The organism is Shewanella sp. BJSY2023SW007, assembly GCF_047314525.1.
In the GTDB taxonomy this organism is placed as follows: domain Bacteria; phylum Pseudomonadota; class Gammaproteobacteria; order Enterobacterales; family Shewanellaceae; genus Shewanella; species Shewanella chilikensis.
This window is the reverse complement of record NZ_JBKORL010000079.1, coordinates 13,293-38,357: the sequence shown is the minus strand read 5'-3', so window position 1 is coordinate 38,357 and position 25,065 is coordinate 13,293. Positions and strand designations below refer to the sequence as shown.

Genomic DNA, 25,065 nt, shown 5'->3' with positions numbered 1-25,065 from the left:
TGTGAGCTGCAAACCTGATCAAGCTCTGATTTTGCGGCATAATGTGCGTTTTGCCTGAACGAAGAATATTAGTGATGACTTCAGAAACTGAACTGCAAAGCCGCTGTGGCGGGAAATGTGAACTCTGTGGAGCCGAAGGCGCTCTGTCTGTCTATGATCTGCCTCACTCGGGTGATCGCACAGATAGCGACATTATGATCTGCGCTACCTGTGAAGGCCAGATTACCGCTCCGGACACCATGGATGTTAACCACTGGCGTTGCCTGAACGACAGTATGTGGAGTCAGGTTCCTGCCGTGCAGGTCATGGCTTATCGCATGCTCAAGCGTCTCAATGGCGAGAGTTGGGCTCAGGATCTGCTGGATATGCTTTATCTGGAAGACGATCTCAAAGCTTGGGGCGATGCCGAGTCTTTGGCGGCCGAGAGCGATGACTCGGCGCCGACACTGGACAGCAACGGCACTCAATTGGCCGCCGGTGATAGCGTGGTGATCATTAAAGATCTCAACGTGAAAGGCACCAGCTTTGTGGCCAAGCGCGGTACAGCCGTGCGTAACATAGCTCTGACCAACAACCCTGAGCATATCGAAGGCCGGGTCAATGGCACTCGCATCGTTATCCTGAGCTGTTATGTGAAGAAATCATAAGGGGAGTTATTCGCCTCTTCACTGATTGATTCAGTAAAAAAACGCCGCAGAAATCGATTTCTGCGGCGTTTTTGCTTTTCAGGCTTGGGAATAGCCGCTTGCTGGCATAATATTCCTTATAAAGAATCTTGCTATAGAGATAGTTATGTCGCAGGAAGAGCTAAAAACACAAACCCACAAGCCACAAGCCCACAAGCCGCAATCCACAGCTATCAAGGATGGGGTAGACACCATAGTCAGCCAGTGGTTGGTTGCCGGGGTGACTGACGATCTGCAGCCGATGGAAGTCTTTGGCCGCCTGGCCAGGATCTACAAATATATAGATGCTGAAATCCTCCGTTGCCATAGCGAATTTGGCTTGCGTCAGGGGGAGTTTGATGTGCTGGCAACCTTGCGTCGCAGCGGTGAGCCATACACTCTGACTCCGGGGCAATTGCACCAGAGCATGATGCTGACCTCAGGCGCCATGACCAGCCGTTTGGATAAGTTGGAGCAGAAAGGGTTCATTTGTCGCAGCCACAGCACCGAAGATCGCCGCGCGGTGAATGTAAGATTAACCGTCGAAGGCAAGGCCAAAGTTGAGGCCGCACTGCCTGCTCATATGGCGACTCAGCAGCAGTTGCTCAAGGGCATTTCTGCCAAAGACAGGCAGAGGCTGGCGGCTTTACTCAAAGTGTGGCTGGCAGAGCTCGAGTCCTGAGCTATCTATCTTGGGCAAAGGTAACCTTCCGTCATTGGCGGAGCCGCGAGGCTCCTTCAGTGCGCTTGTTTTGTTAATTGATGCACTGCGTGGGCCCTCAATAGCTGCATCTCCAGTTGCCGAACTTGAGTTCTCAATGACCAAGCTGTCTGCTACTGTATTTGATAAATTAATGATACTGAATCTGGTTGGCTGAAACTCATTGGCAAGTACCTTTGATGGCTAACGTTTCAGTCATAGGTGGGTGTTTCAACAGATATTAAATATTGCGCTCTTGACTGAACCCGGGCTGACAGGCCCTAAGATCCCGGCTGCGGCTACTTGGCTTTGAGGTTAAGGTAAGCCCAGTGTGCCGATATGGTTGGGTTTGTTGTTGATAGGATGAATTATGAAGCTGTTTATTCGTGTGGCTCTAGTGTTGGGTCTGGTGTTTCTGGCGGTGATTGCGCTTGGGATCTACAGGTTCAACTTCACCGAGGATGACCTCTATGTCAGGGAAAACGATATGGTGCGTCCACTGGCTGAATTCGATGGCGGGGCTCAAGGTGTGATGCAGCGGCTGTTCAATCTGGACACCCGAGAACAGTTCAGGATCCGTTTACCGGACAATAATAAGGCCGTCACTCTTACCGGCTTTAAAGAAGAGCAGCATCTGGCGTTTGGCGAATATCAGGATGAAGTGGTTCGTGGGGAGGTGTTGCTCGATTATCGTAAGCTGACCTCCTTAAACTTGCCCGGCAATGCCGAATCGATGCAGTTTGTTGTTCCCTTCGCGGTGACAACCCAGGGCTCTGGTGTGTTCTGGTATCTGGGTATGTTCAGATTCGACTATCAAACCGGCGCCATCGCGCATCTGGCCAGCCAGTTTCTCGGCGACCGAATTGAGATAGAAGCCATCACCCCCAAAGAGCCGTTCGACCCGCCTTACAGCGTGACTTTGGCGCTGAAGACCCGCACCCAAGAGCAATCCATGGCCGAAGCGCCGGGCGAGTATATGGAACGCACTTTCTTTGTGACGCTTACCTCGATTCTGCCGTCTTCTTCCCAATAGGCGCCCGACTGAATGAGCCATGAATCTATGTCTCATCAGGCTGCTTTCCGGGCGCTGACAGACTTTTTCCTTGAGTTGGGGCTTGAACCCAGTGCTGTGGCGCCACTCTTGGATAAGGCTCAGCTGAAAAGTTGTCAGGCAGGTGAGGTGCTGCTGGCACAAGGTGGCAAACAGCAGTCGGGCTTTTTATTGCTCAATGGTCTGCTGCGGGCCTGCCACTATCTGAGTGATGGTCAGCAGCGCTGCAAAGAGTTCTATTTCCCTGGCGAATTTTGCCTGCTTTACAGCAGTTTTCTCAGTGCTGAGCCTGCCCGTTATCAACTTGAAGCACTGGAAAACAGTACTCTGGTGGTCGTGCCCTTGAGCCTGTTTGAGCTTGGCGGGTTTCAGCGTGCCGAGCTTTCATTGCTGCGTGCCCAGCTGCGCTACAAGGAGCAGAAAGAAGCTTTTCTATTGCTCAAGTCGCCAGAGCAGCGCTACCTGTGGTTAAAAAATCACTGGCCACACTGGATAAGTGCCCTGAGTCAGGTGCAGTTGGCCAACTATATCGGCATCACCCCAGAGAGTCTCAGCCGCATTCGCCGGCGTCTTAACCTAAGTTAATGCCATCGCCTCAATGGCACAGCACAATAGCGGCCGGTTTCAATCTTCCGGGATACTGTGTTGTCCATTTTTGTTATTTCACAGCTATTGGTCACTCTGGCGCTGCTTAGCGATCTTTTGTCATTCCAGTTCAGGCACAGGCGTGCCGTGCTCGCTTGTCTGCTGGTGTCGGGCCTGCTGATCTCGGCGCATTTTATCTTGCTCAACCACTGGAGCCCGGCCATTTTAATGTTGGTTGCCAGTGTCAGATTCTTTGTCAGTATCTTCACCGTCGACAGACGTCTGATGTGGCTGTTTATGGCCGCTTCGGTCACAGCCGTGGCCCTGAGTTTCAATCAATGGCTCGATCTTTTGAGTCTGGCCGGCAGTTTGTTGCAGACCAGGGCGGCCTTTTGCCGTGATGACAAACGATTAAGGGAGCTGATGTTCATCGGCAGCGGTTGCTGGCTGCTGAATAACATCCTGTTGGGTTCGCCGATGGCGGTATTGATGGAGTCTGTGTTTATCGGCAGCAATCTGTTGGGATACTACCGTTTCTATCTGCGCCGCAAAGGCTCGGCGCCCGCACAAGGGGGCTAATTCATGCGCGCCTTGCCACCGATAATCTTGAATGCAGGCACGCCGCGGATCAGTGCCTGACGTGCGAAGACCTGGCCGCAGCCGGGGCAGGTACAGGGCGTTTGCGTATGATCTGTCAGGATCCGTTCGACAAAACATTTAACCAAGGCGCCTTTGCCGCCCTTTCGATATTTGAACAGTTTTGCCTTGCAGCCGCAGCAGATGATTTCCACCGTCTGTTGCGGTCCTTTTTTATTGGGCTTACTCACTTGCCCGGCAGTTCGGTTTCCAGCTCAATATCAGTGCAGCCCTTGGGGCAGCGGATGCTGGCAAGCTCTGAGGTGGATTTTGCCGGTGGCAAGGTGGCACTCAAGGTTTGTTGGCATTTAGGGCAGGGCACTTTTTTACCGGCCAGCAGTTGTTTGATCAGATTCTTCTGCGCCTTGAAGGACTGGGCGCTGCTTTGGTTGATATTGGAAAAGTCGGTGGATTGAGCTGTCATAGGCAGTATCTGAATTCGTCTGTTACGGGTAAATAAGTCAGCAGCGATTATAGCCTTGCCGGCGTGGCAAATAAAAGAGGGGCGCCTGGCGCCCCCTTTATCAATGCAGCTTGAGGTGGGGATGGATTATCCGGGTTATCCCCTTGGCAAACATCAGCAGGGTGCCCTTGACCACGCCGTGAAGCTCTATCAAATGGCGGCGATAGAGAGAGGTATAGACAAATCTGGCTATCTTGCCTTCGACCATGACGCCTCCACCAATGAAAGACATCAGGTTGCCGACCGTGTGGAAGCGCGACAGGTTCACCAGTGAACCGAGATCCTTGTAAAGGTACTCTTTTGAGGGAGTCTTGCCGCTGAGCATGGCTATGATGTTATCCGCTGTCATCAAGGCCATCTGCCTGGCGGCCTGGCCCCTTGGCGGCACCCAGTTGCCGTCCGGTTGCGGACAAGCGGCACAGTCTCCAATGGCAAAGATATGCTCATCCAGCGTGGTTTGGGCATTGGGTTTGACCAGCAGCTGATGGATATGATTGCTTTCCAGGCCGCCAATACCGTGGAGAAACTCAGGCGCCTTGACCCCGGTGGACCAGATCACCATATCGCTCGGGATCTCTTCGCCTTCACTGGTAGTCAACGCCTTGGCTGTCACCTGGGTGATACGGGTATTGGTCATCACCCGGACTCCCAGAGTGCTCAGCTCTCTGGCGACTGCCGCCGAGATCTCTTCTTTTTCCACCTTGGGCAGTATTCGTTTGTCGGCCTCTATCAGGGTGACTTCCAGTAGGCTGGTATCTATCTTGTAGCCAAAGCCCTTGAGCTGATCCACTGCGTGATGCATTTCGGCCGACATCTCCACCCCGGTGGCACCGGCGCCGACGACGGCGATTTTGATCTTCTCATCCAACTGTTGATGGCTGGCATAACGCATAAACTTGTTCAACAAGCGCTGGCGGATGGCCATGGCCTGCTCTGTGTTGTCGAGGAAGACGCAGTGTTCCCGCACCCCGGGAATATTGAAGTCGTTGGCGATACTGCCGATGGCAACCACCAGATAGTCATAGTCGATGCGCCGCGATGGCAACAGCTCTTCACCTTTGTCATCACAAATGGGCGCCAGTATCACTTGCTTGGCTTTACGGTCTATGTCCGTCATGGCGCCTTGCTGAAAGTGATAGCCGTGAGCGGCTGCGTGACTGCGGTAGCTGATGGCATCAACCCCGACATCCAATGCGCCTGTGGCGACCTCGTGGAGCAGGGGTTTCCAGACATGGCTGTCGGCGACATCGATAAGCGTGACTCTGGCCTTGGCTTTGCGACCCAGTTTATGGCCCAGTTTGGTGGCGATCTCCATACCACCGGCGCCGCCGCCGACGATGACGATATTGGCTAACTCGTGCATTTAATGGCTTTCCTGTTGCAGATTTAAAAACAAATTCTGTTGTTTCGGCGGGCGAACTCGGTCGCCCTGATTTGCATCAACCCCGCAAGGCCTGAATGATTGAGATCTTTAGACTTTGGCCCGCGCAGGAAAGTCTAGCAGCGCCAGGGGTTGCCAACAATTGGCCTAAAAATGGATTATATCTGAGGTAAGTTTGAGTTTTCTTTTATTAGCTTTTGAAAAATAAGGAAATGATTTTCTCAAAAATGATATTATCTATCGGATTTGTGCCGGAATGAATTGAATAACTGTGATCTATCGCCGTTGTCCGTAGTAAATCTGTGAGCTAGCGCTTGTTTGACCGTATCTTTACCAGAAATGACAAGGATACGGCCAATTGAGAGTACTGCCTATGGCAGCTTAATTGACTCAGGGGTAATCAGCTTCAGGGCGGTTTAACCCAGGCTTTTCAGGCGAGTCTGGCAGTCTTGGTATATGTGTTCCACTATCTCCTCAACAGAGGTATCTTTGGTGCACTTGTCCATAAACACTTTGAGCGTGATCAGGGCATGGCCAGAGGATTTTAATCTTTCGCTGATCATGGCGAAGTAAGCCTCCTCCTTTTCTGCCTTACGCACCACTATGTTTTGAAAACAAAATACCCTGTTACCTGAGTGAGCATGCCACTTACTAAGTCGGTCAAGGGCGATTTCTGCCGAGTGATTGATTTCGATGTGATTGCGCCATGTGGCTTCGGCGCTCTGATCTTGGTAGTGGGGGCAACGAACTGTGTAATTGATTATCTGGCTAATGGCTGTCATAAGGGATCCTGCCTGGTTGATTCCTGAATTCATCATAGGGGCTGAACTAACAATCGGCCACTGTGACAAGGGTTACAAACGCGGGGGTGTACTCCTTATTGCTTGCTGTTGTTAATCTCATTTAGCCTGTATTCGACAGAAATAAACCGGGGACAGATCTCAAAATTTAGCTGTTGCCGAATAACCGTTGAAATGCTGAGCTGATGGGCTTGGAAGCTTGAAGCGAGTGGTAACTGCAAGAGAAGAGGCCCGCTCTGTGAGCGGGCCTCTTGTACAGCTTTCTCATTGCAGGGAAAAAGCGGACGATGAAATTATATTACAAATGTATCAAAGTGCGTTAGTGAAAATTTGGCAAATTTCCTCGTGAGTCGCCTGTTTAGGGTTGGTAAAGCCGCAGGCATCTTTCAGAGCATTCTCTGCAAGTACAGGAATATCTTCGGCTTTTACTCCAATTTTTGTCAGGTTTTCAGGGATTTTTACTGCCGAAGCCAATTCTTTAATCGCCTTGATTGCCGCCGCAGCACCCTGTTCATCGCTCATGGCACTGACATCAACACCCATGGCTTTGGCAACATCTTTCAGTCTTGGTGCCGCCACTTGAGCATTGTATTCCTGCACATAAGGCAGCAAGAGGGCGTTACATACGCCATGGGGCAGATCGTAGAAACCACCCAACTGGTGCGCCATGGCATGTACATAACCCAGGCTGGCGTTGTTGAATGCCATACCGGCGAGGAACTGGGCGTAAGCCATCTGTTCACGGGCCTGGATATTGTCACCATGCTCTACCGCATTGACCAGGTTGGCGTGAATAAGCTCAATGGCCTTGATGGCACAGGCATCAGTGATGGGGTTAGCTGCTGTGGAAACATAGGCTTCTACCGCGTGTGTCAGGGCATCCATACCGGTTGCCGCGGTCAGGCTGGCAGGTTTTTTCAGCATCAGTTCAGGGTCGTTGACCGAGATGATGGGGGTAGTGTGCTTGTCAACAATGGCCATCTTAATATGGCGGCTTTCATCTGTGATGATGCAGAAGCGGGTCATTTCACTGGCGGTGCCGGCCGTTGTATTGATAGCCACTAAAGGCAACTGGGGTTTGGCTGACTGATCCAGGCCTTCATAGTCTTTGATGGAACCTCCATTGGTTGCAACCAGGGCAATACCCTTGGCGCAATCGTGTGGTGAACCGCCGCCCAGGGAGATTACGAAGTCACAGTCGTTGGCACGCAACAGCTCAAGGCCTGCTTCCACGTTGCCAACGGTTGGGTTGGGTTGAACGCCATCGAATACTGTGGCGCTAATACCTGCCTGTCCCAGCTTTTCGGCGATCTGTCCCACCAGACCTATGCTGACCAGAGGCTTGTCTGTCACTATCAGGGCTCGTTTGAATCCCAGAGTCTGGATATCACCGATAGCATCGTCTACAGCGCCCTGACCCAGGACGTTTACTGAAGGGATAAAGAATTTAGCAGCCATAAGTTCACCTGTATATGCTGTTGAAAATGAAATCTGTATCTCTCTCTTGATGTCAAATTACCAACTCATCTGACCAAAAAGTGTGAGGTGGCGCCAAGAATTGCGCCAAAAAGAAAGAAAATTAAGAGAGAAATGAAACTAAGTGACATAAAAGCTGTTTTTATGACACATATGCGGATAACACCTTTCCTTCCATGGTGGTTAGGGGTCCCACGGTCACCATATTATCCCTTAACAAGGGGAGGGCTATTAGTCGAAAGCATGGAATTTTCTCGACAAAGTCCCGTATTTATATTGGGTAATCGAACCTTTCCGTGGTAGACCGATCCTTTAAGTACCACATAAGTGGTAGCTAAACAAGTAATTTATGCCAGAGGTTCATGCTCTCTATCTGGCCGCCTATTTGGGTATTAAGGTGCAGACGGCCGCCATAGCGGTAATCTGCCGCGGCAAAGGTACGGTTCATACCAACGGAAACGGCTCTGGCTATGGTATAGGCGGTTCGGTAGCCCTGGTGGAGTATTGCTTGTTCCATATGTGCCAGCAAGGCTCTGGCGCAGCCCTGTCCGCGAGCCTGTGGCAGAGTGGCGAAATCTGTCATCTCTGCACTGAGACTCTTGGGATCCTTTTCGGCAGAAGCCAGGGCTATCAGTCGCCCTTGCTGGCGGATCCCAAAGTAGTCGACGTCACTGGCCATGTTCTGCCGCAAAAATTCCGGATCTTCAATGGGGAAGGGGTAGCTGGGAAACACCTCACTATAGAGCCTGGCCATCTGCGGCAGATCCTCTTCGCGGCAGCGACTGACCTCGGCCGCTGAATGGAATTCAGGCTTGATATCCGACCTGGCGCGCTCCAGCAGGGTATCCAACTCCGGTATGGTGCGAAACTGCCTGGTTTTGTCCTGGTAATGGGCGAGAAATACGGCGTCATGGCCTTGATAAAAATTGGGGATCCTGGCCTCTTCGCTGAAACCATATGCCAAAAACAGACCGGCCTTATGCTCAGGTAGCTTGGCGATGATTTTGCCGTAGCCATGTTGCAGCGCCAGGGCTCTCAGTGCATCCAGTAAAGGGCCGGGTTCGGCATTACCAAGGGAGATCAGATAGATGCGATCATTGGCCGGGCCATGCTGGATGTGGGCGCCGAGTAAGTTGAGTTGCTGATCAAATTGAGCTCGGGTCATGAGTGTTAACTGTCCTGATGTGAGGTGAGCCTGGGCTTGGGAGCAGGTTGGTGAATGACATTGACCAGTAGCAACAATCCGGCGGAGACCAAAATGCCATAGATACTGGGATCCAGACCGATTTTAGCCAAGCCATCCGGCAGCTTGAGCAGCTCTGTCAGTAGCGCCAGCGCCGTGAGGCCACCTCCCAGCATGGCGCAAAGTGCCGCCGTGGAGCTGACTCTGGGCCAAAACAGCGCCGCCAGAGTCGGGACAAACAGCCCGGAAACCATAAAGGCATAAGCATAGAGAATGGCATCCAATACCTGCCTGGCCTGACTGGCGAGATAGATGGCTACCAGCCCCAGCAATAGAGTGGCAATCATCGACAGTCTCAGGGTGTTGTTCCCTCTGGGATCCAGCCCGAGCAGATCTTGGGTCAGGTTGCCGGATGCCGCCATCAGGCAACTGTCTGCGGTGGACATGATGGCGGAAAAATATGCCGCGATAATCAGCCCGGTAAAGCCCATTGGCAAGAGATCGCGGATCATCGCCGGCACCGCCATTTCACTGTCCATATGTGGCAACATGACTCTGGCGCACATCCCCAATAAAACCCCGGATATCGCCATCAGGGGATACTCAAGCACCCCGGCCAGATACCAGGCGCGCTTGGCGGTGGCGCTATCTTTACAGGCAAACATTCGCTGATAGAGAGTCATGGCAATTAGCCACACAGGTGTGATGGTGAGTAGCCAATTGATGGCCGTGATGGGATCTATAGCGGTCAGTGACATGTGGGACGGCGGCAGATTGCGGCTCAGCCCCTGCCAGCCACCGACCTCCACCAGGGCGTAGGGCAGGGTAAAGCCAATCAAGCCCAGCAATAAAATGAGCCACTGTACGCTGTCGGTATAGATAACCGCCTTGAGCCCCCCAAATACAGTGTAAAGTATGGTGGTTCCGCCTATGACCCAGAGTGCCAACTGCAGCGGCGGCAAGGCATCGAAGCCCTTGGGCAAAAGGGTCGCGGCCGCCAGTTTGGCACCGGCGAGGATCTGCGCGCCGGTAAACCCCAGATACCCGATACAGGAGATCAAGGCGGCCAACATGGCGACTCTGGCCCCGAATCTGTGCTTGAGCAGATCCGGATAGGTATAAAAGCGCTCGCCCTGCTCCAGACGTTTGACCCTGGGAATAACAAACACAGCAGATAACCAGGCCCCCAGCAAACCGGTAAACAGCAGCCAGCTGCCCGCCAGCCCCATACTGAAGCCGAGACCGGCAAGACCTATGGAAAATCCGCCGCCCACATCCGTGGCGGCAATGGAAAAGCCTACGTGCCTGGCTTTGATATTACGGCCACCGAGATAGTAGTCATCACCGTCACTGTGGCGTTTGAAATGGAAGTAACCAAACCCAAGTAAACCTACGAGGTACGCCAGGAAAATCCCATAATCCAAAGGGTGCATGGATCACTCCTGTAGCAGGAATGATACGTCGGCACTGCGCCCCTCAAAGTTGGTGGCTATCAGGCGCTCGCCTTCCGAGCCAGTTTGCCTGCTGACATATTCCGGCTGCACCGGCATTTTGCCCAGGCCGCCGACGCCATCGACGATAAAGGTGGGAATAGCCGGGCCGGATACCCAGCCGCGGATGCCGTGATAGATTTCCAGCATTCGCTGATAACTGACCTGAAACTTGCTGTTACCCGGCGCCGGATCCATGGCATAGACGTAATAGGGACGTATGCCTATGGATACCAACTCCATTACCAGTTCCTGCATAGTATCTATGCTGTCGTTGACGCCTTTGATCAGTACGCTCTGGTTGCCGAGCATGATGCCGGTTTCCCTGAGCATAGTGATATGTTTGCTGAATAAAGGGGTGATTTCTCTGGGATGGTTTACTTGGGTGTTGATCAGCGTGACTCGGTTACGCTTCAGTACCCGGCACAACTCGGGCGTGACCCGGGTAGGAAGCTGCGCCAATAAACGGCTGCCGATACGCAGTATTTTCAGATCCGGTCTGGCCTCTCGGATCATAGACAGAATTTCATCCAGTTTGTCATCTGTGAGCAGCAAAGGATCGCCGCCCGACAGGAGCACGTCCTGCACCTCTGTATGTTGGCGCAGATACTCCACCGAGCGACGTATTCTGTCCATGGAGATCACGTTGAGCGGATCGGACACCATGCGTTTGCGGGTGCAGTGGCGGCAATAGGAGCCGCAGATGTTGTGTACCAGGAACAACACCCGGTTGGGATACCTGTGCACTATCGAGGTGCCTTCGGGCATCATGTCATCTTCCGCCAATTGATCGCCCATTTCATGGGGGGCGACCTCCAACTCATCCTGTTCTGGAACATACTGCAACCGAATTGGGCATTTGGGATCATCTTTGTCCATCAGCTGGGCTATATAAGGGGTGATCCTGGCGGCAATCACTTCATAAACTTGGTCATCAACCGCGCGAATATTGTTGAATACCTGGGATAGTTGCTTGTCATTCTTAAAGCTCAGCGACAAGGTTTCCCGCCAGGAGCGATTGGCAACATCAAACTGCATCAGCGCCTGATGGCTGGAAAATGGCCGCTTCTCTGTGATGACTTTCAGTGGAATAGGATTTTCTTCGCTCTTGTACTTCAGGCTGGTGGCCGACATGGGGATAGTCCTTTTCTGATAATTAATACTCAATAATTAATTTGAGCCCTAATCGTTAGTTGTCTAATGATTGCATTATGAGGTTTTCGTATCAACAAAAGATGAATGATTTGTTGATCTAAAGTTGCATTTGTCGGCGCAGACACTTTGGGAAATTCAGCTATTAAGTTGATGGGCTATGAGTTTGCCGGGCTTTTCTGATAAGCTGGCGCCTTTCGGCTAGCTGTGATTTCAGTAGCCCTTTTCGAACCAGTGTGAGTAGGAAGTATTCATGGAAAAGTATGAGCAGTTATTAATCTCGCTGCGCAAAGTGATCCGCGCCATCGACCTGCATTCCAGGCAACTGAGTAAGCACTCGGGCCTCACCGGACCGCAGCTTATGGTGATGCAGAAAATCGCTTCCATGGGATCGCCGCTCGCCAAACAGGTGGCGACCGAGATCAATCTGAGTCCTGCCACAGTCACCACTATCATCGACCGTCTTGAAGCCAAGGGCTTGGTTATACGTCAGCGCAGCCAAACCGATAAGCGCAAGGTACACCTATTGCTGAGTGAGTCCGGTGCTGCCTTGCTGGCACAGGCGCCCAAACCGCTGCAGGAGCACTTTATCAAGCGCTATCAGGCGCTGGAGGCCTGGGAGCAGAGCCAGCTCTTGTCGGCCGTGGAGCGGATTGCCACCATGATGGATGCCGAAGAGCTGGATGCCGCCCCCATGCTGCTGGTGGGACAAATTCAGCCGAGCGATGAGCCGGAAGCTGTGACCCCAAAGCAAACCAAGAGCTGAGTTTTCCTCTTTACAAGCGGGTCGCCGTCAGCGACCCCAAGATTGATTTTTGCCAGAACCCAGTTTCCCCCCCAGGTTGCCAATCCCGGCTTTTGTCGGCGATGTTTTGCACTCAATTGGTGAAAGATTGCACAGTCTTGAGTCATTGGGGCAACTCATTTACTTTTGATGCCTTTTGCGAGACGCTCGCCAAGGATCAGGGCGAATTTTCAGAAGCTACTGAATTAAAATATTAAATACTTGTCACTTGGCTGACACACCTCTGTCTTATTGCTGTTATTTTGCCCTGGCATGCTATCTGCTCACAGGGAACTTAAGGTGATTGGCGTGGAGTGCTGAGATGGGACTGGAGAAGTTGCTGTATCTGCAAGGGATAGGGGACGGCTTCAGCGACAGCTATGGGCGTTTTTGCCCTACATCGGCCGGCACACGCAAACAGATCCTCAGCGCCATGTGTGGCCCTATACCCGAAGAGGCGAGCGAGCTCTGGATTGAGCGGCGGATCTATCAGCTCGATGCCGAGCCCTGGCAGCAGCTGTTGCCTTCATTTCAGTGGTGCTATCTCGACAGTCTCGGTCTGAGGTTCAGACTCGAGGCGCAGTCTTTGCCATCCAAGGCGCTGCAGCTGACGCTGACGAGTGAACTGGGTGAGGAGTTTGTTGTCAGCTTTTCAGCGGCAGACTGCCCGGTGCGCGGCGATTATCGTATCGGTGAGCGCTGCTATCTTGAGCACGAGCTTAAACTGGACGAGGTTTCCGGCAACTGTGGCATTGCCGCAGGACTTGGCTACCACAGGGTGTCTTTATCTATCATCGAGCCTGATGGCGAGGAGAAGCTGCTTGCTATGGGCACCTTGATGGTGGCGCCAAGGCAGGCCTTTCAAGGCGTACTGCAAAAAAACAGGGCGCGGCAAACCGAGCCTCACCGCAGGCCCTGGGGCGTCAGCGTGCAGCTGTTTTCGCTCTGGCAGGAGGATACTCCCGGCCCAGAGGCAATGGGCGACTTTGGAGCCTTACTGAAGCTGATAACCCAACTGGCCCCCAAGGGGCTGGACTTTATTCTGCTCAACCCCCTGCATGCGCTGGCGCTCACTGAGGATGCCTCCCCAAGTCCCTACAGCCCAATAGACAGACGCCGCCTGCACCCCTTGTATATTTCGCCGCCGCTCTGCGCCGAAGGGATGGCACCAATCCGTGATGCTGAATCTTTTGCCGAGCAAACGGCCTTCAGCCCTTGGCTGGACTATGTCGCTGTCAGCCGTGATAAGTGTGCCCGCCTCAAAGCAATGTGGCTGCGTTTCAACGCTTTGCCCAAGGATGCTCCCAGGCGCCTGGGCTACGAAGGCTTTGTGCGCCGGGAGGGACTGGCGCTGCAGCACTATGCCCGGGAGCAGGCAAGTTTCGCCACAGGGGATTGGCCCACAGATGCCGGCTTTTATCTCTATCTGCAGTTTGTTGCCGAAGAGCAGTTGGCATTGTGCCAATCCCGCGCCATAGAAGCCGGCATGAGTATCGGCCTTATCCGGGATCTGGCTGTCGGCACAGTTGGCAGCGGCACTGAGGTGAGTCAGCATCAGAGTCAGTTTTGCCAAGGTGCCAGCATAGGGGCGCCGCCGGATGCCTTTGCGCCCCAGGGGCAGAACTGGGGGCTGACGCCTCTGGATCCCGTCGGTCTCAAGCAGGCGGATTTTAGCCACTTTATTGAGTTGCTGCGCACCAACATGCGCCACTGTGGTGCCATTCGGATAGATCACGTGATGTCGCTGTTTCGTCTCTGGTGGTGGCCGGTCGGCGCCGAAAACCAGATTGAAACTGCAGTCGAAACTGAGTCTGGCGAGCCTGAAGGCGCCTATGTCTATTACCCCTTCGATACCCTGCGGGCGATTTTATTGCTGGAGAGCCAGCGTGCCCGCTGCCTGGTGATTGGCGAAGACCTTGGGCTGGTGCCGCCGCAAATCGTAGCGCCGCTTAAGCTTGGCGGGCTGTACTCCAATGAGCTGTTCTATTTTTGCCGTGAGCAGCAGGATTTCCCTGACTTTGGTGGATTTCGGCCGCCAAATGACTACAAGCCAAACGCCATCATGATGCTGAGCAACCATGATGTAGCGCCGCTCAAAGCCTGGTTGGAAGAAGAAGATCTCAGGCTCAGGCGGGAACTTGGCCTGCTGGGGGCTGAACAATACGCAAGGGAAAGCGAAGACCGCCGCAGGGATATTCAGGCTCTTGAAGTTTGGCTGTCGCAATTTTATCCCTTTGAAAACAAGTTAAAAGTTTCACTTGAACCGAACTCTGTCACCTATACCCACAACTTGATCCATAACCTCGCCGTCACAGTCGCCTCGGGGCGCAGTGCGCTTTTCAGCCTGCCGCTGACAGATCTGCTCGGCGATAAGGTGGCGGTCAATATCCCGGGCACCAGCGCTGAGTATCCCAACTGGCGCCGACGTTATTCGTTGGCCGTGGAAAGGCTCAATGATTCCGAGCTGCTGCAAAACCTGCTCAGGGATATCCGCCGGGTGCGCGAGCAAAGTTGCAGCGCTGAACCGGAGCGGCTTCGAGCTCAATCAACAGGAGATGCAGATGAAACAGCAAATCGTCGCCAATGAACCCGCGCCGCACTTTAGTGAGCCAATGCAGGAAAGCCTGGTCCCGGAACTGGACTTTGCCGCTGCCTGCGCCTTGGCCGAAGGGCGCCATGGTGATCCTTTCGCCTGGCTCGGAATGCATCTGGTTGAACAAAATGGCCGCAGCCGCTTGCTACTGCGTGCCGTGCTGCCCGGCGCCGCCGCCGTCGAGGTGCTGGACGCGAAAACCGGCCGTAAGGTGGCCGAGCTTAACCCTGTCGTTGGCGCCGAGCCCCTGTTCAGTGGCTTTATGGGGCGCAGGGTCAAACCCTTCAACTATAGGCTCCGCATCAGCTATCCCCAGGCGGAGCTGGTGCTGGACGACCCTTACCGCTTTGATGCTTCGCTCGATGAACAGGCATGCTTTCTCTTCAATGAAGGCTGTCTGCTGAAAGGCTGGCAGTTGCTCGGTGCCAATTGGCTGGAGTGCCAAGGCGTAAAAGGTGTACGTTTTTGTGTTTGGGCTCCCAATGCCAAAAGCGTGTCTTTGCTGGGGGATTTCAACCATTGGGACAGGCGTCGCCACAGCATGCGCCGCCACCCGGCATCAGGTCTTTGGGAGCTGTTTTTGCCGCAAATCCAGGGCGGTGAGCACTATAAATTTTTGCTGCAAACCCAGGATGGCAGCTGGCTGGAAAAGGCCGATCCCTGCGCCAGACAGATGCAAGGTGCGCCCCACAACGCCTCGATAGTGCCGATGGCGGACAGTGATTGGCAGTGGCAGGACAGTGATTGGATGGCCGCCAGGGCGCAAAGTGCCTGGCACCGACAGGCGGTCAGTATCTATGAGCTGCATCTGGGGTCCTGGCGGCGTAACGGTGAAGGCGGTTTTCTCAGCTACGCAGAGGTGGCCGAACTCTTGGTGCCTTACCTGCAATCTCACGGCTTTACCCATGTGGAATTTATGCCGCTGAGTGAATATCCCTTCGACGGTTCCTGGGGCTATCAACCTGTGGGGCTGTTTGCTCCCAGCCACAGGTTTGGTGAGCCCGAGGGGCTTAAACTGCTGGTGGATGCCTGCCACAGGGCGGGTATCGGTGTGCTGCTCGACTGGGTGGCGGCGCACTTTCCTTCCGACCCCCACGGCCTGGCGCATTTTGATGGCACTTGCCTGTATGAACATGAAGATCCCCGCCGTGGCCGTCATCCCGACTGGGACACCTTGATCTACAACTATGGCCGCAAAGAGGTGCAGAGTTTTCTGCTCAGCAATGCCTGCTATTGGCTGGAGGAGTTTCATTTCGATGGCCTGCGCCTCGATGCCGTGTCCTCCATGCTCTATCTGGATTACAGCCGCGAAGAGGGCCAGTGGCAGGCCAACGAATATGGCGGCCGTGAAAATTTGGAAGCGATAGCCTTTTTGCAGCAGCTCAATACGCGTCTCTACCATGAGTACCCGGGGATCATCATGATAGCCGAAGAGTCCACCGCCTGGGATGGCGTCAGCCGGGATGTCGCTGCCGGCGGCTTGGGATTCGGCTTCAAATGGAATATGGGCTGGATGCACGACACCTTGGATTATCTCACCAAGGAGCCGGTACATCGCAGCTATCACCACGGGCAACTGACTTTTTCCCTCATCTATGCCTATACCGAGCAGTTTATTTTGTCGCTGAGTCACGACGAAGTGGTGCATGGCAAGCGCGCCTTGTTGGAGAAGATCCCCGGCGATGACTGGCAGAAGTTTGCCACGCTGCGGGCTTTTTACGGTTTTATGTGGGCTCATCCGGGGAAAAAGCTGCTGTTTATGGGCGGCGAGTTTGGCCAGCGGCGCGAATGGCAACATGATTTCAGCCTCGACTGGCACCTGCTGCAGTATCCGTCTCATCAGGGGCTCAGCGATTGGGTGCGGGACCTTAACCTCTGTTACCGCCGGCAGCCGTCATTGTGGCAGTGTGACGGCGAGCCGCAAGGGTTTCGCTGGCTCGACTGCAACGACAGTCAGCACAGCCTGCTGGCGTTTACGCGTATCGATTCTGACGGCAACATGGTGCTGGTTATCTGTAACTTTACCCCTTGTGTCAGGGAAGGCTATCGACTGGGATTGCCAGAGCCCGGACGTTACCGCGAGCTGCTCAACAGCGACAGCGCATTCTACGGCGGCAGTAATCAAGGCAACGCCGGAGGCATCGAAGCCGAGGAGATCCCCTGGCAGGGCATGCCATACAGCGCGCTGATCCGGGTGCCGCCACTGGCGAGCGTCTATTTCGCCTTGGAGCGTGGCTGATGCAGATGCTTGCAGGCAAACCCTGGCCTCTGGGCTCAACTCTGGTACATGAAGCCAATGGCGAGCCGGAAGGGGTGAATTTTGCGCTGTTTTCGGCTCATGCAACCCGGGTAGAGCTGTGCCTGTTTGAATTCAAAAATGGCCAATGGCGTGAGTCGGGCCGTTTCGAGCTTATGCCGTCCTCGCAACAGGTGTTCCATGGTTTGCTGCAGGGGGCCGGTGAAGGGCTTTGCTATGGCTATCGGGTGCATGGCCCTTATCAGCCTCAGGAAGGGCACAGATTCAATCCGGCCAAGCTGCTGCTGGACCCTTACGCCAGAGCCTTTTGTGGTCGCTGGCAGTATGGGCCCTGGCAACTTGGCTATGCCAGAGTCGATGAGCAGGGCCGGCCATTGGCCGCTGTGTGCCATCCGGGGGATGCTGAACCCCCAGTACCAGGGGCCCCGAAGCGGGAGTCCGGCAGTGCCGGTATAGGGGATGACTTATGGGCCGATCCCTGTGACAACGCCTGGGCCATGCCCAAATGCCAAGTGGTAGCCGATACCCGCTTTACCGGTAAGCGCTTACCGGGCGGCCAATGGCGTAATGAAGTGATCTACGAGATGCACCTCAAGGGCTTCACCGCCGCCATGGCAGGGATCCCCCCTGAGCTTCGCGGCACCTTTGCCGGTTTGGCGCACCCGGTGGCGATAGCTTATCTCAAGTCGCTCGGGATCACCTGTGTCGAACTGCTGCCGGTGCACGCCTTTCTGTCCGAGCCTTTCCTGCTGGAGAGTGGTCGCAGTAACTACTGGGGTTATAACAGCATAGGTTTCTTCGCTCCCCATGGGGCATATTCGGCCTCTGACGATGCCATTGGCGAATTCAAGCAGATGGTCTCTGCCCTGCATGATGCCGGTATCAAACTCGTGCTGGATGTGGTCTTCAACCACAGCGCCGAGGGTAACCGCCAGGGGCCGACCGTCAGTTTTCGCGGCTTGGATAACGTCAGCTACTATCGTTTGCATCCGGCAGATAAGCGTTTTTATATCAATGACTCTGGCTGTGGCAACTGCCTGGATATCAGTCATCCAAGAGTGGTACAGCTGCTGATGGACTCGCTGCGTTACTGGGTCGATATCATGGGGGTGGATGGCTTTCGTTTCGATCTGGCTACCAGCCTTGGCCGTGAGATGCAGGGATTCAGCAATCGCGCCGGATTGTTCGATGCCTTGCTGCAAGACCCTGAACTGCAGCAATGTGTGCTGATAGCCGAGCCCTGGGACATAGGTCCGGGCGGTTATCAGTTGGGGCAATTTCCCAATCGTTTTGCCGAATGGAACGACAGATATCGCGATACTCTGCGGCGTTTCTGGCGTGGTGATGCCGGGCTCTTGCCCGAGCTTGCCAGGCGCCTTTCCGGCTCCGGCGATCTGTTTGAACACTCGGGGCGCGGCCCGCAAAGTTCAATCAACTTTATCTGCAGCCATGATGGTTTCACCCTGAGGGACCTGGTGAGCTATCGCGAACGGCACAATCAGGCCAACGGCGAAAATAACCGCGATGGTCACCATGAAAACTTCAGTGCCAACCATGGCGTGGAAGGCGAGAGCAAAGATGCCGCCATACTGGCCTTGAGGGCGCGTCAGAGCCGTAATCTGCTGGCGAGTTTACTGCTCTCCCAGGGCACGCCCATGTTACTGGCCGGCGATGAGTTCGGTAACTCCCAGAGCGGTAACAACAACGCCTATTGTCAGGACAACCCATTGGGCTGGCTCGATTGGCACAGGGAAGATACTGCGTTTGGCGCCTTTGTTCGCCGGCTTATCCATATTCGCCGGGATTGCGGCTTTTATGACAGCGATGACTATGTTCACACCGATGCCCTCCAGGCTCCCAGAGCCCTGGCTTGGTTTGCTGCCTCCGGCGAGGCCATGACCCCCGGCCATTGGGGCGAAGTCCAGTGCCGCAGCTTGCAGTTGATGCAGAGCCGTCAGCTCAATAGGAGCCTTCAGCGGGCAGAGAGCCTTCAGCTGAATAAGAGCCATCAGCTGAGCGAGAGCCATCAGCTCAATAAGAGCCGTCAGTTAGATATTAGCCCTCAAGGAGAAAACAAACTTCAGACCGAAGCTCTGCTGATCCTGCTGCATGCCGGTGACAGCAACAGCCAGTTTTGTCTGCCATCTCCGCCGCCTGGAGCCGGTGAGCAGTGGCAATTGCTGCTTTCCAGCGAAGCCGGACGGGATGAACAGCAATCCTGCTATCCCACAGCTTCATCTTTCGCCGTTGCCGCCTGCAGTTTTCAGCTGCTGGCCGCAGGTGGCCGTTATTTGTCGTCCTCAGCCAAAGGAGCCAGCCATGACTGATACTTCAAGGAATAGAGTCAAGAGCCGCAGTAAGAGCCAATCGACAACAGCATCAAAAGCATCAAAAGCCGCATCGCCAATAGCGCCCGCTAGTCAACAAGCCCCAGGCCATCTGGTGCACCAAGACTGCGAGCCCTGTGATTCACTGCCGGCGGCCTTTGCCAGACAGCTGAGATACGATCTTAACCGCAATGAGCGCAGGCCACAGGAGCTCTATCAGGCGTTGGCCCTGAGTGTCAAAGAGCAGCTGTTGGACGATTGGTGCGCCAGTCGCAGCCAGGACGCTTTGTACCAACGCAAACAGGTGGCTTATTTGTCGCTGGAGTTTTTGATGGGCCGAAGCCTGGGCAACGCCTTGCTCAATCTGGACCTGACCGACGAGTGCCGGGAGATGCTGCAAGGCTATGCGGTAGCGCTTGAAACCCTGCAACAGCAAGAGCATGACGCAGGTCTGGGAAATGGCGGTCTCGGGCGGCTGGCGGCTTGCTTTATGGACAGTTGCGCCAGTCTCAGACTGGCGGTCACTGGCTATGGCATTCGTTATGAGTACGGCATGTTTGCTCAGCAGATAGTCGATGGTTACCAGCAGGAGCAGCCGGACCGCTGGCTCAGGGATGGCAACCCCTGGGAAGTGCGGGCTTCACAGCACAATGTGACAGTGCCTTTCTTCGGTCATGTGCAGAGTCATGTTGACCGCGATGGCCGTCGGCACAGAGCCTGGGTGGATACCCAGGATGTACTGGCGGTTGCCTATGATATGCCGGTGCCGGGTTATCGCAACGGCCGGGTCAACACCCTGAGGCTTTGGAAGGCCGAGGCCACAGATGAGTTTGACCTCGCTGAGTTCAACCAGGGGGATTACACCGAAGCCGTGGCGGCGAAGAATCTGGCCGAGCAGATCACCATGGTGTTGTACCCCAATGACAGCAGTGAAAACGGCAAAGAGTTGCGGCTGCGGCAGCAGTATTTCCTGTCCTCTGCCAGTTTGCAGGATCTGTTGACGACCTGGGTTGCCAACAAAGGCCTGGACTTTAGTGAGTTTGCCAAGTTTCATGTGCTGCAGCTCAATGATACCCATCCGGCGATTGCGGTGCCTGAGTTGATGCGCCTGCTTATAGATGAATATCAGCTGGAGTGGCAAGCCGCCTGGGAAATAGTCAGCCATTGCATGGCCTACACCAACCATACCTTGTTGCCGGAGGCGTTGGAGCGCTGGCCGGTGCGTATGTTCGCCCAGATGCTGCCGCGTATTCTGGAGATCATTTATGAAATCAACGCCAGATACCTGGAGTTGGTGGCACATCACTGGCCCGGCGACGTGTCACGTCTGCGGCAGATGTCCATCATAGAAGAGGGGGATGAGCCCCATATCCGTATGGCTTATCTGGCAATAGTGGCCAGCTTTTCGGTCAATGGTGTGGCGGCGCTGCACTCAAGGCTGTTGACCACAGGGCTGTTTCGGGATTTTTACGAGCTCTGGCCGCATAAGTTCAACAACCGTACCAATGGCGTGACTCCCAGGCGCTGGCTGGCTCACTGTAATCCCCGTTTGGCCGCGCTCATCAGCAGCCGCCTGGGGCAGGATTGGCTGAGCGACCTAAGATGCCTGACTGCCCTCAACGCCTTTACCTCGGACAAGCCATTTATTACCGCCTGGCGCGAGGTGAAGCAGGCCAATAAACAGGCGCTGGCCGAGCTGGTGGCGCAGCGCTGCCAGGTGAACTTCGACCCCTCCATGATGTTTGATGTGCAGGTTAAGAGGATCCATGAATACAAGCGGCAACTGCTGAATATCATGCATGTGATCCATCTCTATCAGCGGATTGTCAGTGGCGATACCCGGGGGATGCAACCACGCTGCGTGCTTATTGGCGGCAAGGCGGCACCCGGTTATGCCATGGCGAAACTGGTGATCAAACTGGCCAACAATGTGGCTCATATGGTCAATGAGGATCCCAGAGTCAGTCCCTGGTTAAGGTTTGCCTTTTTGCCCGACTATAACGTCAGTGCCATGGAGGTGATCTGCCCGGGTACGGATTTGTCTGAGCAGATATCCACCGCCGGCAAGGAAGCCTCGGGCACAGGCAATATGAAGTTCATGATGAATGGCGCCCTGACCATAGGCACTCTGGATGGTGCCAATATCGAGATGCTCGAAGAGGTAGGTGAAGACAACTTCTTCCTGTTTGGCCTCAATGCCCTGGCGGTGGAGGAACTCAAGGCGCACTACTGCCCGGCGCAATATATAGCGTCTTCGGCGGCGCTCGGCGGCGTAATGACGCTGCTCAAAAGTGGTCATTTTAATCTGCTGGAGCCGGGGATCTTCGACCCCATCATAGCCGCCATTGAATCGCCCCAAGATCCCTGGATGCTGGCGGCCGACTTTGAAACCTACCGTCTGGCCCAGCTGCAAGCCGCCAAGGCTTATCAGGACCCTCAGCGCTGGACCGCCATGAGTATTCGCAACACCGCGGTCAGTGGCCGCTTCTCCAGCGATGTCACCATAGCCGGTTATCGCGACCATATCTGGGGCGCGCAGTGAGCGCCTTTTTTCTGTTAATTGGGAGCACGCTTTTATGCCGAATCCGAGTCCGCGTTATATCAGTAACCTTACCCGTGAAACCTATGCCCTGATCCTGGCCGGAGGCCGGGGTTCCCGTCTCCATGAGCTGACCGATTGGCGGGCCAAGCCGGCGCTCTATTTCGGCGGCAAGTTCAGGATTATCGACTTTCCGCTGTCCAACTGCATCAACTCGGGGATCCGCCGGGTAGGGGTGGTGACCCAGTACAAGTCTCATTCGCTTATCCGCCACGTGACCCGCGGCTGGGGGCATTTCAAAAAGGAGTTGGGGGAGTCGGTGGAGATATTGCCGGCATCTCAACGTTATTCGGACAACTGGTATCAGGGCACGGCCGATGCTGTGTTTCAGAACATAGACATCATACGTCACGAGTTGCCGCGCTATGTGATGGTGCTTTCGGGCGATCATATTTACCGCATGGATTACGCCGGTCTGCTGGCCGCTCATGCCGAGTCCGGCGCCGATATGACGGTTTCCTGTATGGAGGTGCCGGTGGCCGAAGCGGCCAACGCCTTTGGGGTGATGGAGGTGGACAGCAGCAACCGTATTCTGGGGTTTGAAGAGAAACCGGCCCAACCCAGGCCCTTGCCGGATAACCCCGAATCCTGCCTGGCATCTATGGGTAACTATGTGTTCAACACAGAGTTTCTGTTTGAGCAGCTGAAAAAAGATGCCCAGAATGCCGATTCCAACCGGGATTTCGGTAAGGACATTATTCCGGCCATCATAGAAAAGCACCGGGTTTATGCCTATCCATTTCGCAGCGCCTTTCCCAACGAGCAGGCCTACTGGCGCGATGTGGGAACTCTGGATTCTTTCTGGCAAGCCAATATGGAACTGCTGTCGCCGACGCCGGCGCTCAATCTCTATGATGCCAAATGGCCCATCTGGACCTATCAGGAACAACTGCCGCCGGCCAAGTTTGTATTTGACGATGATGACAGGCGCGGTATGGCGCTGGACTCAGTGGTTTCCAGCGGCTGCATTATCTCAGGTGCCACTGTGCGCCACTGCGTTCTCTTCAATGAGGTCAGGGTTTGTTCTTACTCAGAGGTGGAAGACTCAGTGATCCTGCCCGATGTGGTGGTGTTGCGTCATTGCCGCATTCGCAAGGCTATTATCGACCGGGGCTGCATTATCCCCGAGGGGATGGAGATAGGCTTCAACCATGACCACGACAGGGCCAAGGGCTTTCGGGTCTCGGAAAGCGGTGTGGTGCTGGTGACCCGAGATATGTTGGGACTGCCTGTGGGGTACGAATAATGGCGGCGAAAGCAAAACTGCAGGTGTTGATGTTGGCAGCGGAAAACGCTGCCCTGGCCGGCGCCAAAGTCGGCGGTATGGCCGATGTGCTGGCCGAGTTACCTCCGGCGCTGCAAAGCCAAGGCGTGGCGGCGCATATCATAATGCCGGACTATGGCTTTTTGGCCAGGGAGCAGGGGGCCGATTTTCTGTGCCAGTTTGAATTTGCTTTCGGCGCAAACACCACCCGGGCGCGGCTGTATCGGATTGCTAATCCGGCGGTTCAGCCAGGCCCCCAGGGATTGTGGATCTATCTTCTGGCTCATGAAGGTTTTTGCAGCGTTAAGCGTGAAGTCTACAGCCTGGATGGCCCTGAGCGCCCCTTTGCCACAGATGCAGGCAAGTTCGCCCTTTTCGGCGCTGCAGTGGCGGCGGCGTTGAAACAGGAATTATTGCCGCTGCCGGACAGGTTTCACCTGCACGACTGGCACTGCGGCGGTTTTGCCATGTTAAGAGCACTGGATCCCGCCTATCGTGGCCTATCAAAAGTGCCCTGCATCCTCAGTATCCACAATCTGGCGATGCAGGGGGTACGGCCGCTTGCCGGCGAGGCATCTTCCCTGGCGGCCTGGTATCCCTGGCTGTTGGCCGAAGGGGGAAATCCCAAGCTGCAATTGGCGCTGGATACCCGCTACCCCGGATGTATCAATCCGCTGCGGGCGGCGATTCAGTTCAGTGATGTTATCCATCTGGTCTCGGCGACTTATGCCAAGGAAGTGCTGTGTCCGTCACAGCCAGAGCTGGGTTTCTTTGGCGGCGAAGGATTGGAGGCTGACCTGCAGGATAAAGCCAAGCTTGGCCAGCTGTTCGGCATTCTCAACGGTTGTGACTATCAAAAAGGATTACCGCTCGCTACCGGCAAACGGCAGCAACTCAAGTTGCAACTGCCCAAAATAGCCACAGAGGCATTATTGAGTAAACTCGGGCGCAGCGATGCAGTGACGCCGGCAGATATGATTGCTCAAATCCGCTTGGGGCAGATATCTGAGTCACCGGGAATGCTGCTGACCTCGGTTGGCAGGCTCACTGAACAGAAGTTGCTCTTGCTGTGTCATCCCTGGCAGGGCAAGACAGTGCTGGAAGAGCTGTTGCTAAGGCTGGCGCAGTTCAGCGACAGCGCCTGTTTTTGGCTGCTCGGCAGCGGCGATGAGCAGATAGCGGCACTCTTTGGTCGCATCGCCGCGAGCAACAGCAATTTTCGCTTTATCAATGGTTATCACCAGGAGCTGGCCGATGCCCTCTATCAATGCGGCGATCTGTTTGTGATGCCAAGCTCCTTCGAGCCTTGCGGTATCAGCCAGATGCTGGCTTTGAGAGCAGGCCAACCCTGTTTGGTGCATGCCACCGGCGGGCTGGCCGATACCATCAGCGACGGTGATAATGGCTTGGTATTCGCAGGAACCGGGCTGGATGAGCAGGCCAAGGCGCTACTCGACGCCCTGTCCCGGGCCTTGGAGCTCTATTCCACTGCCAACTGGAATGTCCTTAGAAAAAGGGCCTCCGCCAGCCGCTTTTCATGGCAAGACAGTGCCCAGCTTTATTTGGAGTTGTTATATAACGCCTAAAGTTTCAGCAGCAATGAATGCTGCGCCGAGGTGAGTGCATAAATTAGTCAGGTTTCCAAAGGTGCTCTGCTAC

The 25,065-nt window shown here is 54.7% G+C and carries 20 protein-coding genes; 12 read left to right on the top strand and 8 right to left on the bottom strand.

The genetic code is table 11. From position 1 onward, the window contains the following. Positions 1-74 precede the first annotated feature (74 nt). From ACMHXE_RS13600 to ACMHXE_RS13580, 5 genes are all read left to right on the top strand, one after another. The gene (locus ACMHXE_RS13600; RefSeq protein ID WP_039034741.1) at positions 75-647 is read left to right on the top strand and encodes a PhnA domain-containing protein; all 573 of its coding nucleotides are present in this window, start codon (positions 75-77) and stop codon (positions 645-647) included. Positions 648-792: 145 nt separating this feature from the next. After that, on the top strand, positions 793-1,347 hold the full coding sequence (locus ACMHXE_RS13595; RefSeq protein ID WP_101055456.1) for a MarR family winged helix-turn-helix transcriptional regulator: 555 nt from the start codon (positions 793-795) through the stop codon (positions 1,345-1,347). Between the two features lie 388 nt (positions 1,348-1,735). Beyond that, positions 1,736-2,398 carry a hypothetical protein gene (locus tag ACMHXE_RS13590; protein WP_101055454.1) on the top strand — a complete coding sequence of 221 codons (663 nt, stop codon included), beginning with the start codon at positions 1,736-1,738 and terminating at the stop codon, positions 2,396-2,398. Positions 2,399-2,410: 12 nt separating this feature from the next. Further along, a complete protein-coding gene (locus tag ACMHXE_RS13585) occupies positions 2,411-3,001 on the top strand; it encodes a Crp/Fnr family transcriptional regulator (protein ID WP_165565403.1) in 591 nt (196 codons plus the stop codon). A 60-nt stretch (positions 3,002-3,061) separates the two neighbouring features. Then, a complete protein-coding gene (locus ACMHXE_RS13580; RefSeq protein WP_101055450.1) occupies positions 3,062-3,580 on the top strand; it encodes a YgjV family protein in 519 nt (172 codons plus the stop codon). On the opposite strand, the gene ACMHXE_RS13575 is transcribed toward ACMHXE_RS13580, so the two are convergent. The 8 genes from ACMHXE_RS13575 to ACMHXE_RS13540 form a co-directional block, all read right to left on the bottom strand. Continuing rightward, a complete protein-coding gene (locus ACMHXE_RS13575) occupies positions 3,577-3,828 on the bottom strand; it encodes a hypothetical protein (protein WP_028778989.1) in 252 nt (83 codons plus the stop codon). The two genes, ACMHXE_RS13580 and ACMHXE_RS13575, sit on opposite strands and share 4 nt — an antisense overlap. Next, entirely contained in the window at positions 3,825-4,061 is a 237-nt protein-coding gene (locus tag ACMHXE_RS13570; RefSeq protein WP_234556840.1) for a hypothetical protein, read from the bottom strand. The genes ACMHXE_RS13575 and ACMHXE_RS13570 overlap by 4 nt, the downstream gene beginning before the upstream one ends. 100 nt (positions 4,062-4,161) lie before the next feature. Further along, a complete protein-coding gene (locus ACMHXE_RS13565; protein WP_101055447.1) occupies positions 4,162-5,463 on the bottom strand; it encodes an NAD(P)/FAD-dependent oxidoreductase in 1,302 nt (433 codons plus the stop codon). A 434-nt stretch (positions 5,464-5,897) separates the two neighbouring features. Continuing rightward, complete coding sequence (locus tag ACMHXE_RS13560; protein ID WP_101055446.1) at positions 5,898-6,263, bottom strand: cytoplasmic protein; 366 nt, start codon at positions 6,261-6,263, stop codon at positions 5,898-5,900. Between the two features lie 327 nt (positions 6,264-6,590). Then, positions 6,591-7,739 (bottom strand): L-threonine dehydrogenase, encoded by a 1,149-nt coding sequence (gene yiaY / locus ACMHXE_RS13555; protein ID WP_101055445.1) that lies wholly within the window; start codon positions 7,737-7,739, stop codon positions 6,591-6,593. Positions 7,740-8,091: 352 nt separating this feature from the next. Then, positions 8,092-8,922, bottom strand: a complete 831-nt coding sequence (ablB, locus tag ACMHXE_RS13550; RefSeq protein WP_413732528.1) for a putative beta-lysine N-acetyltransferase — start codon at positions 8,920-8,922, stop codon at positions 8,092-8,094. 5 nt (positions 8,923-8,927) lie between these two features. Further along, on the bottom strand, positions 8,928-10,373 hold the full coding sequence (locus tag ACMHXE_RS13545; RefSeq protein ID WP_413732527.1) for a sodium:solute symporter family protein: 1,446 nt from the start codon (positions 10,371-10,373) through the stop codon (positions 8,928-8,930). 3 nt (positions 10,374-10,376) lie between these two features. Beyond that, positions 10,377-11,564, bottom strand: a complete 1,188-nt coding sequence (locus ACMHXE_RS13540) for a KamA family radical SAM protein (RefSeq protein WP_224866216.1) — start codon at positions 11,562-11,564, stop codon at positions 10,377-10,379. Positions 11,565-11,835: 271 nt separating this feature from the next. Between ACMHXE_RS13540 and ACMHXE_RS13535 the strand changes: the two genes are divergently transcribed. The 7 genes from ACMHXE_RS13535 (at position 11,836) to ACMHXE_RS13505 (ending at position 24,992) form a co-directional block, all read left to right on the top strand. Beyond that, positions 11,836-12,348, top strand: a complete 513-nt coding sequence (locus ACMHXE_RS13535) for a MarR family winged helix-turn-helix transcriptional regulator (RefSeq protein ID WP_025011422.1) — start codon at positions 11,836-11,838, stop codon at positions 12,346-12,348. A 340-nt stretch (positions 12,349-12,688) separates the two neighbouring features. Then, positions 12,689-14,953: a 4-alpha-glucanotransferase gene (gene malQ / locus ACMHXE_RS13530; protein WP_413732524.1), complete on the top strand. Its 2,265-nt coding sequence runs from the start codon at positions 12,689-12,691 to the stop codon at positions 14,951-14,953. 25 nt (positions 14,954-14,978) lie between these two features. Continuing rightward, on the top strand, positions 14,979-17,198 hold the full coding sequence (gene glgB, locus ACMHXE_RS13525; RefSeq protein ID WP_413732540.1) for a 1,4-alpha-glucan branching protein GlgB: 2,220 nt from the start codon (positions 14,979-14,981) through the stop codon (positions 17,196-17,198). Next, positions 17,198-19,543, top strand: coding sequence for a glycogen debranching protein GlgX (gene glgX, locus ACMHXE_RS13520; protein ID WP_413732522.1), 2,346 nt, complete (start codon positions 17,198-17,200; stop codon positions 19,541-19,543). The genes glgB and glgX overlap by 1 nt, the downstream gene beginning before the upstream one ends. Then, on the top strand, positions 19,536-22,085 hold the full coding sequence (locus ACMHXE_RS13515) for a glycogen/starch/alpha-glucan phosphorylase (protein ID WP_413732520.1): 2,550 nt from the start codon (positions 19,536-19,538) through the stop codon (positions 22,083-22,085). Before glgX ends, ACMHXE_RS13515 begins: the two co-directional genes overlap by 8 nt. A 34-nt stretch (positions 22,086-22,119) precedes the next feature. Further along, a complete protein-coding gene (gene glgC / locus ACMHXE_RS13510) occupies positions 22,120-23,388 on the top strand; it encodes a glucose-1-phosphate adenylyltransferase (protein WP_101055434.1) in 1,269 nt (422 codons plus the stop codon). Then, entirely contained in the window at positions 23,388-24,992 is a 1,605-nt protein-coding gene (locus ACMHXE_RS13505; protein WP_226564465.1) for a glycogen synthase, read from the top strand. Before glgC ends, ACMHXE_RS13505 begins: the two co-directional genes overlap by 1 nt. The last annotated feature ends 73 nt before the right edge of the window (positions 24,993-25,065 follow it).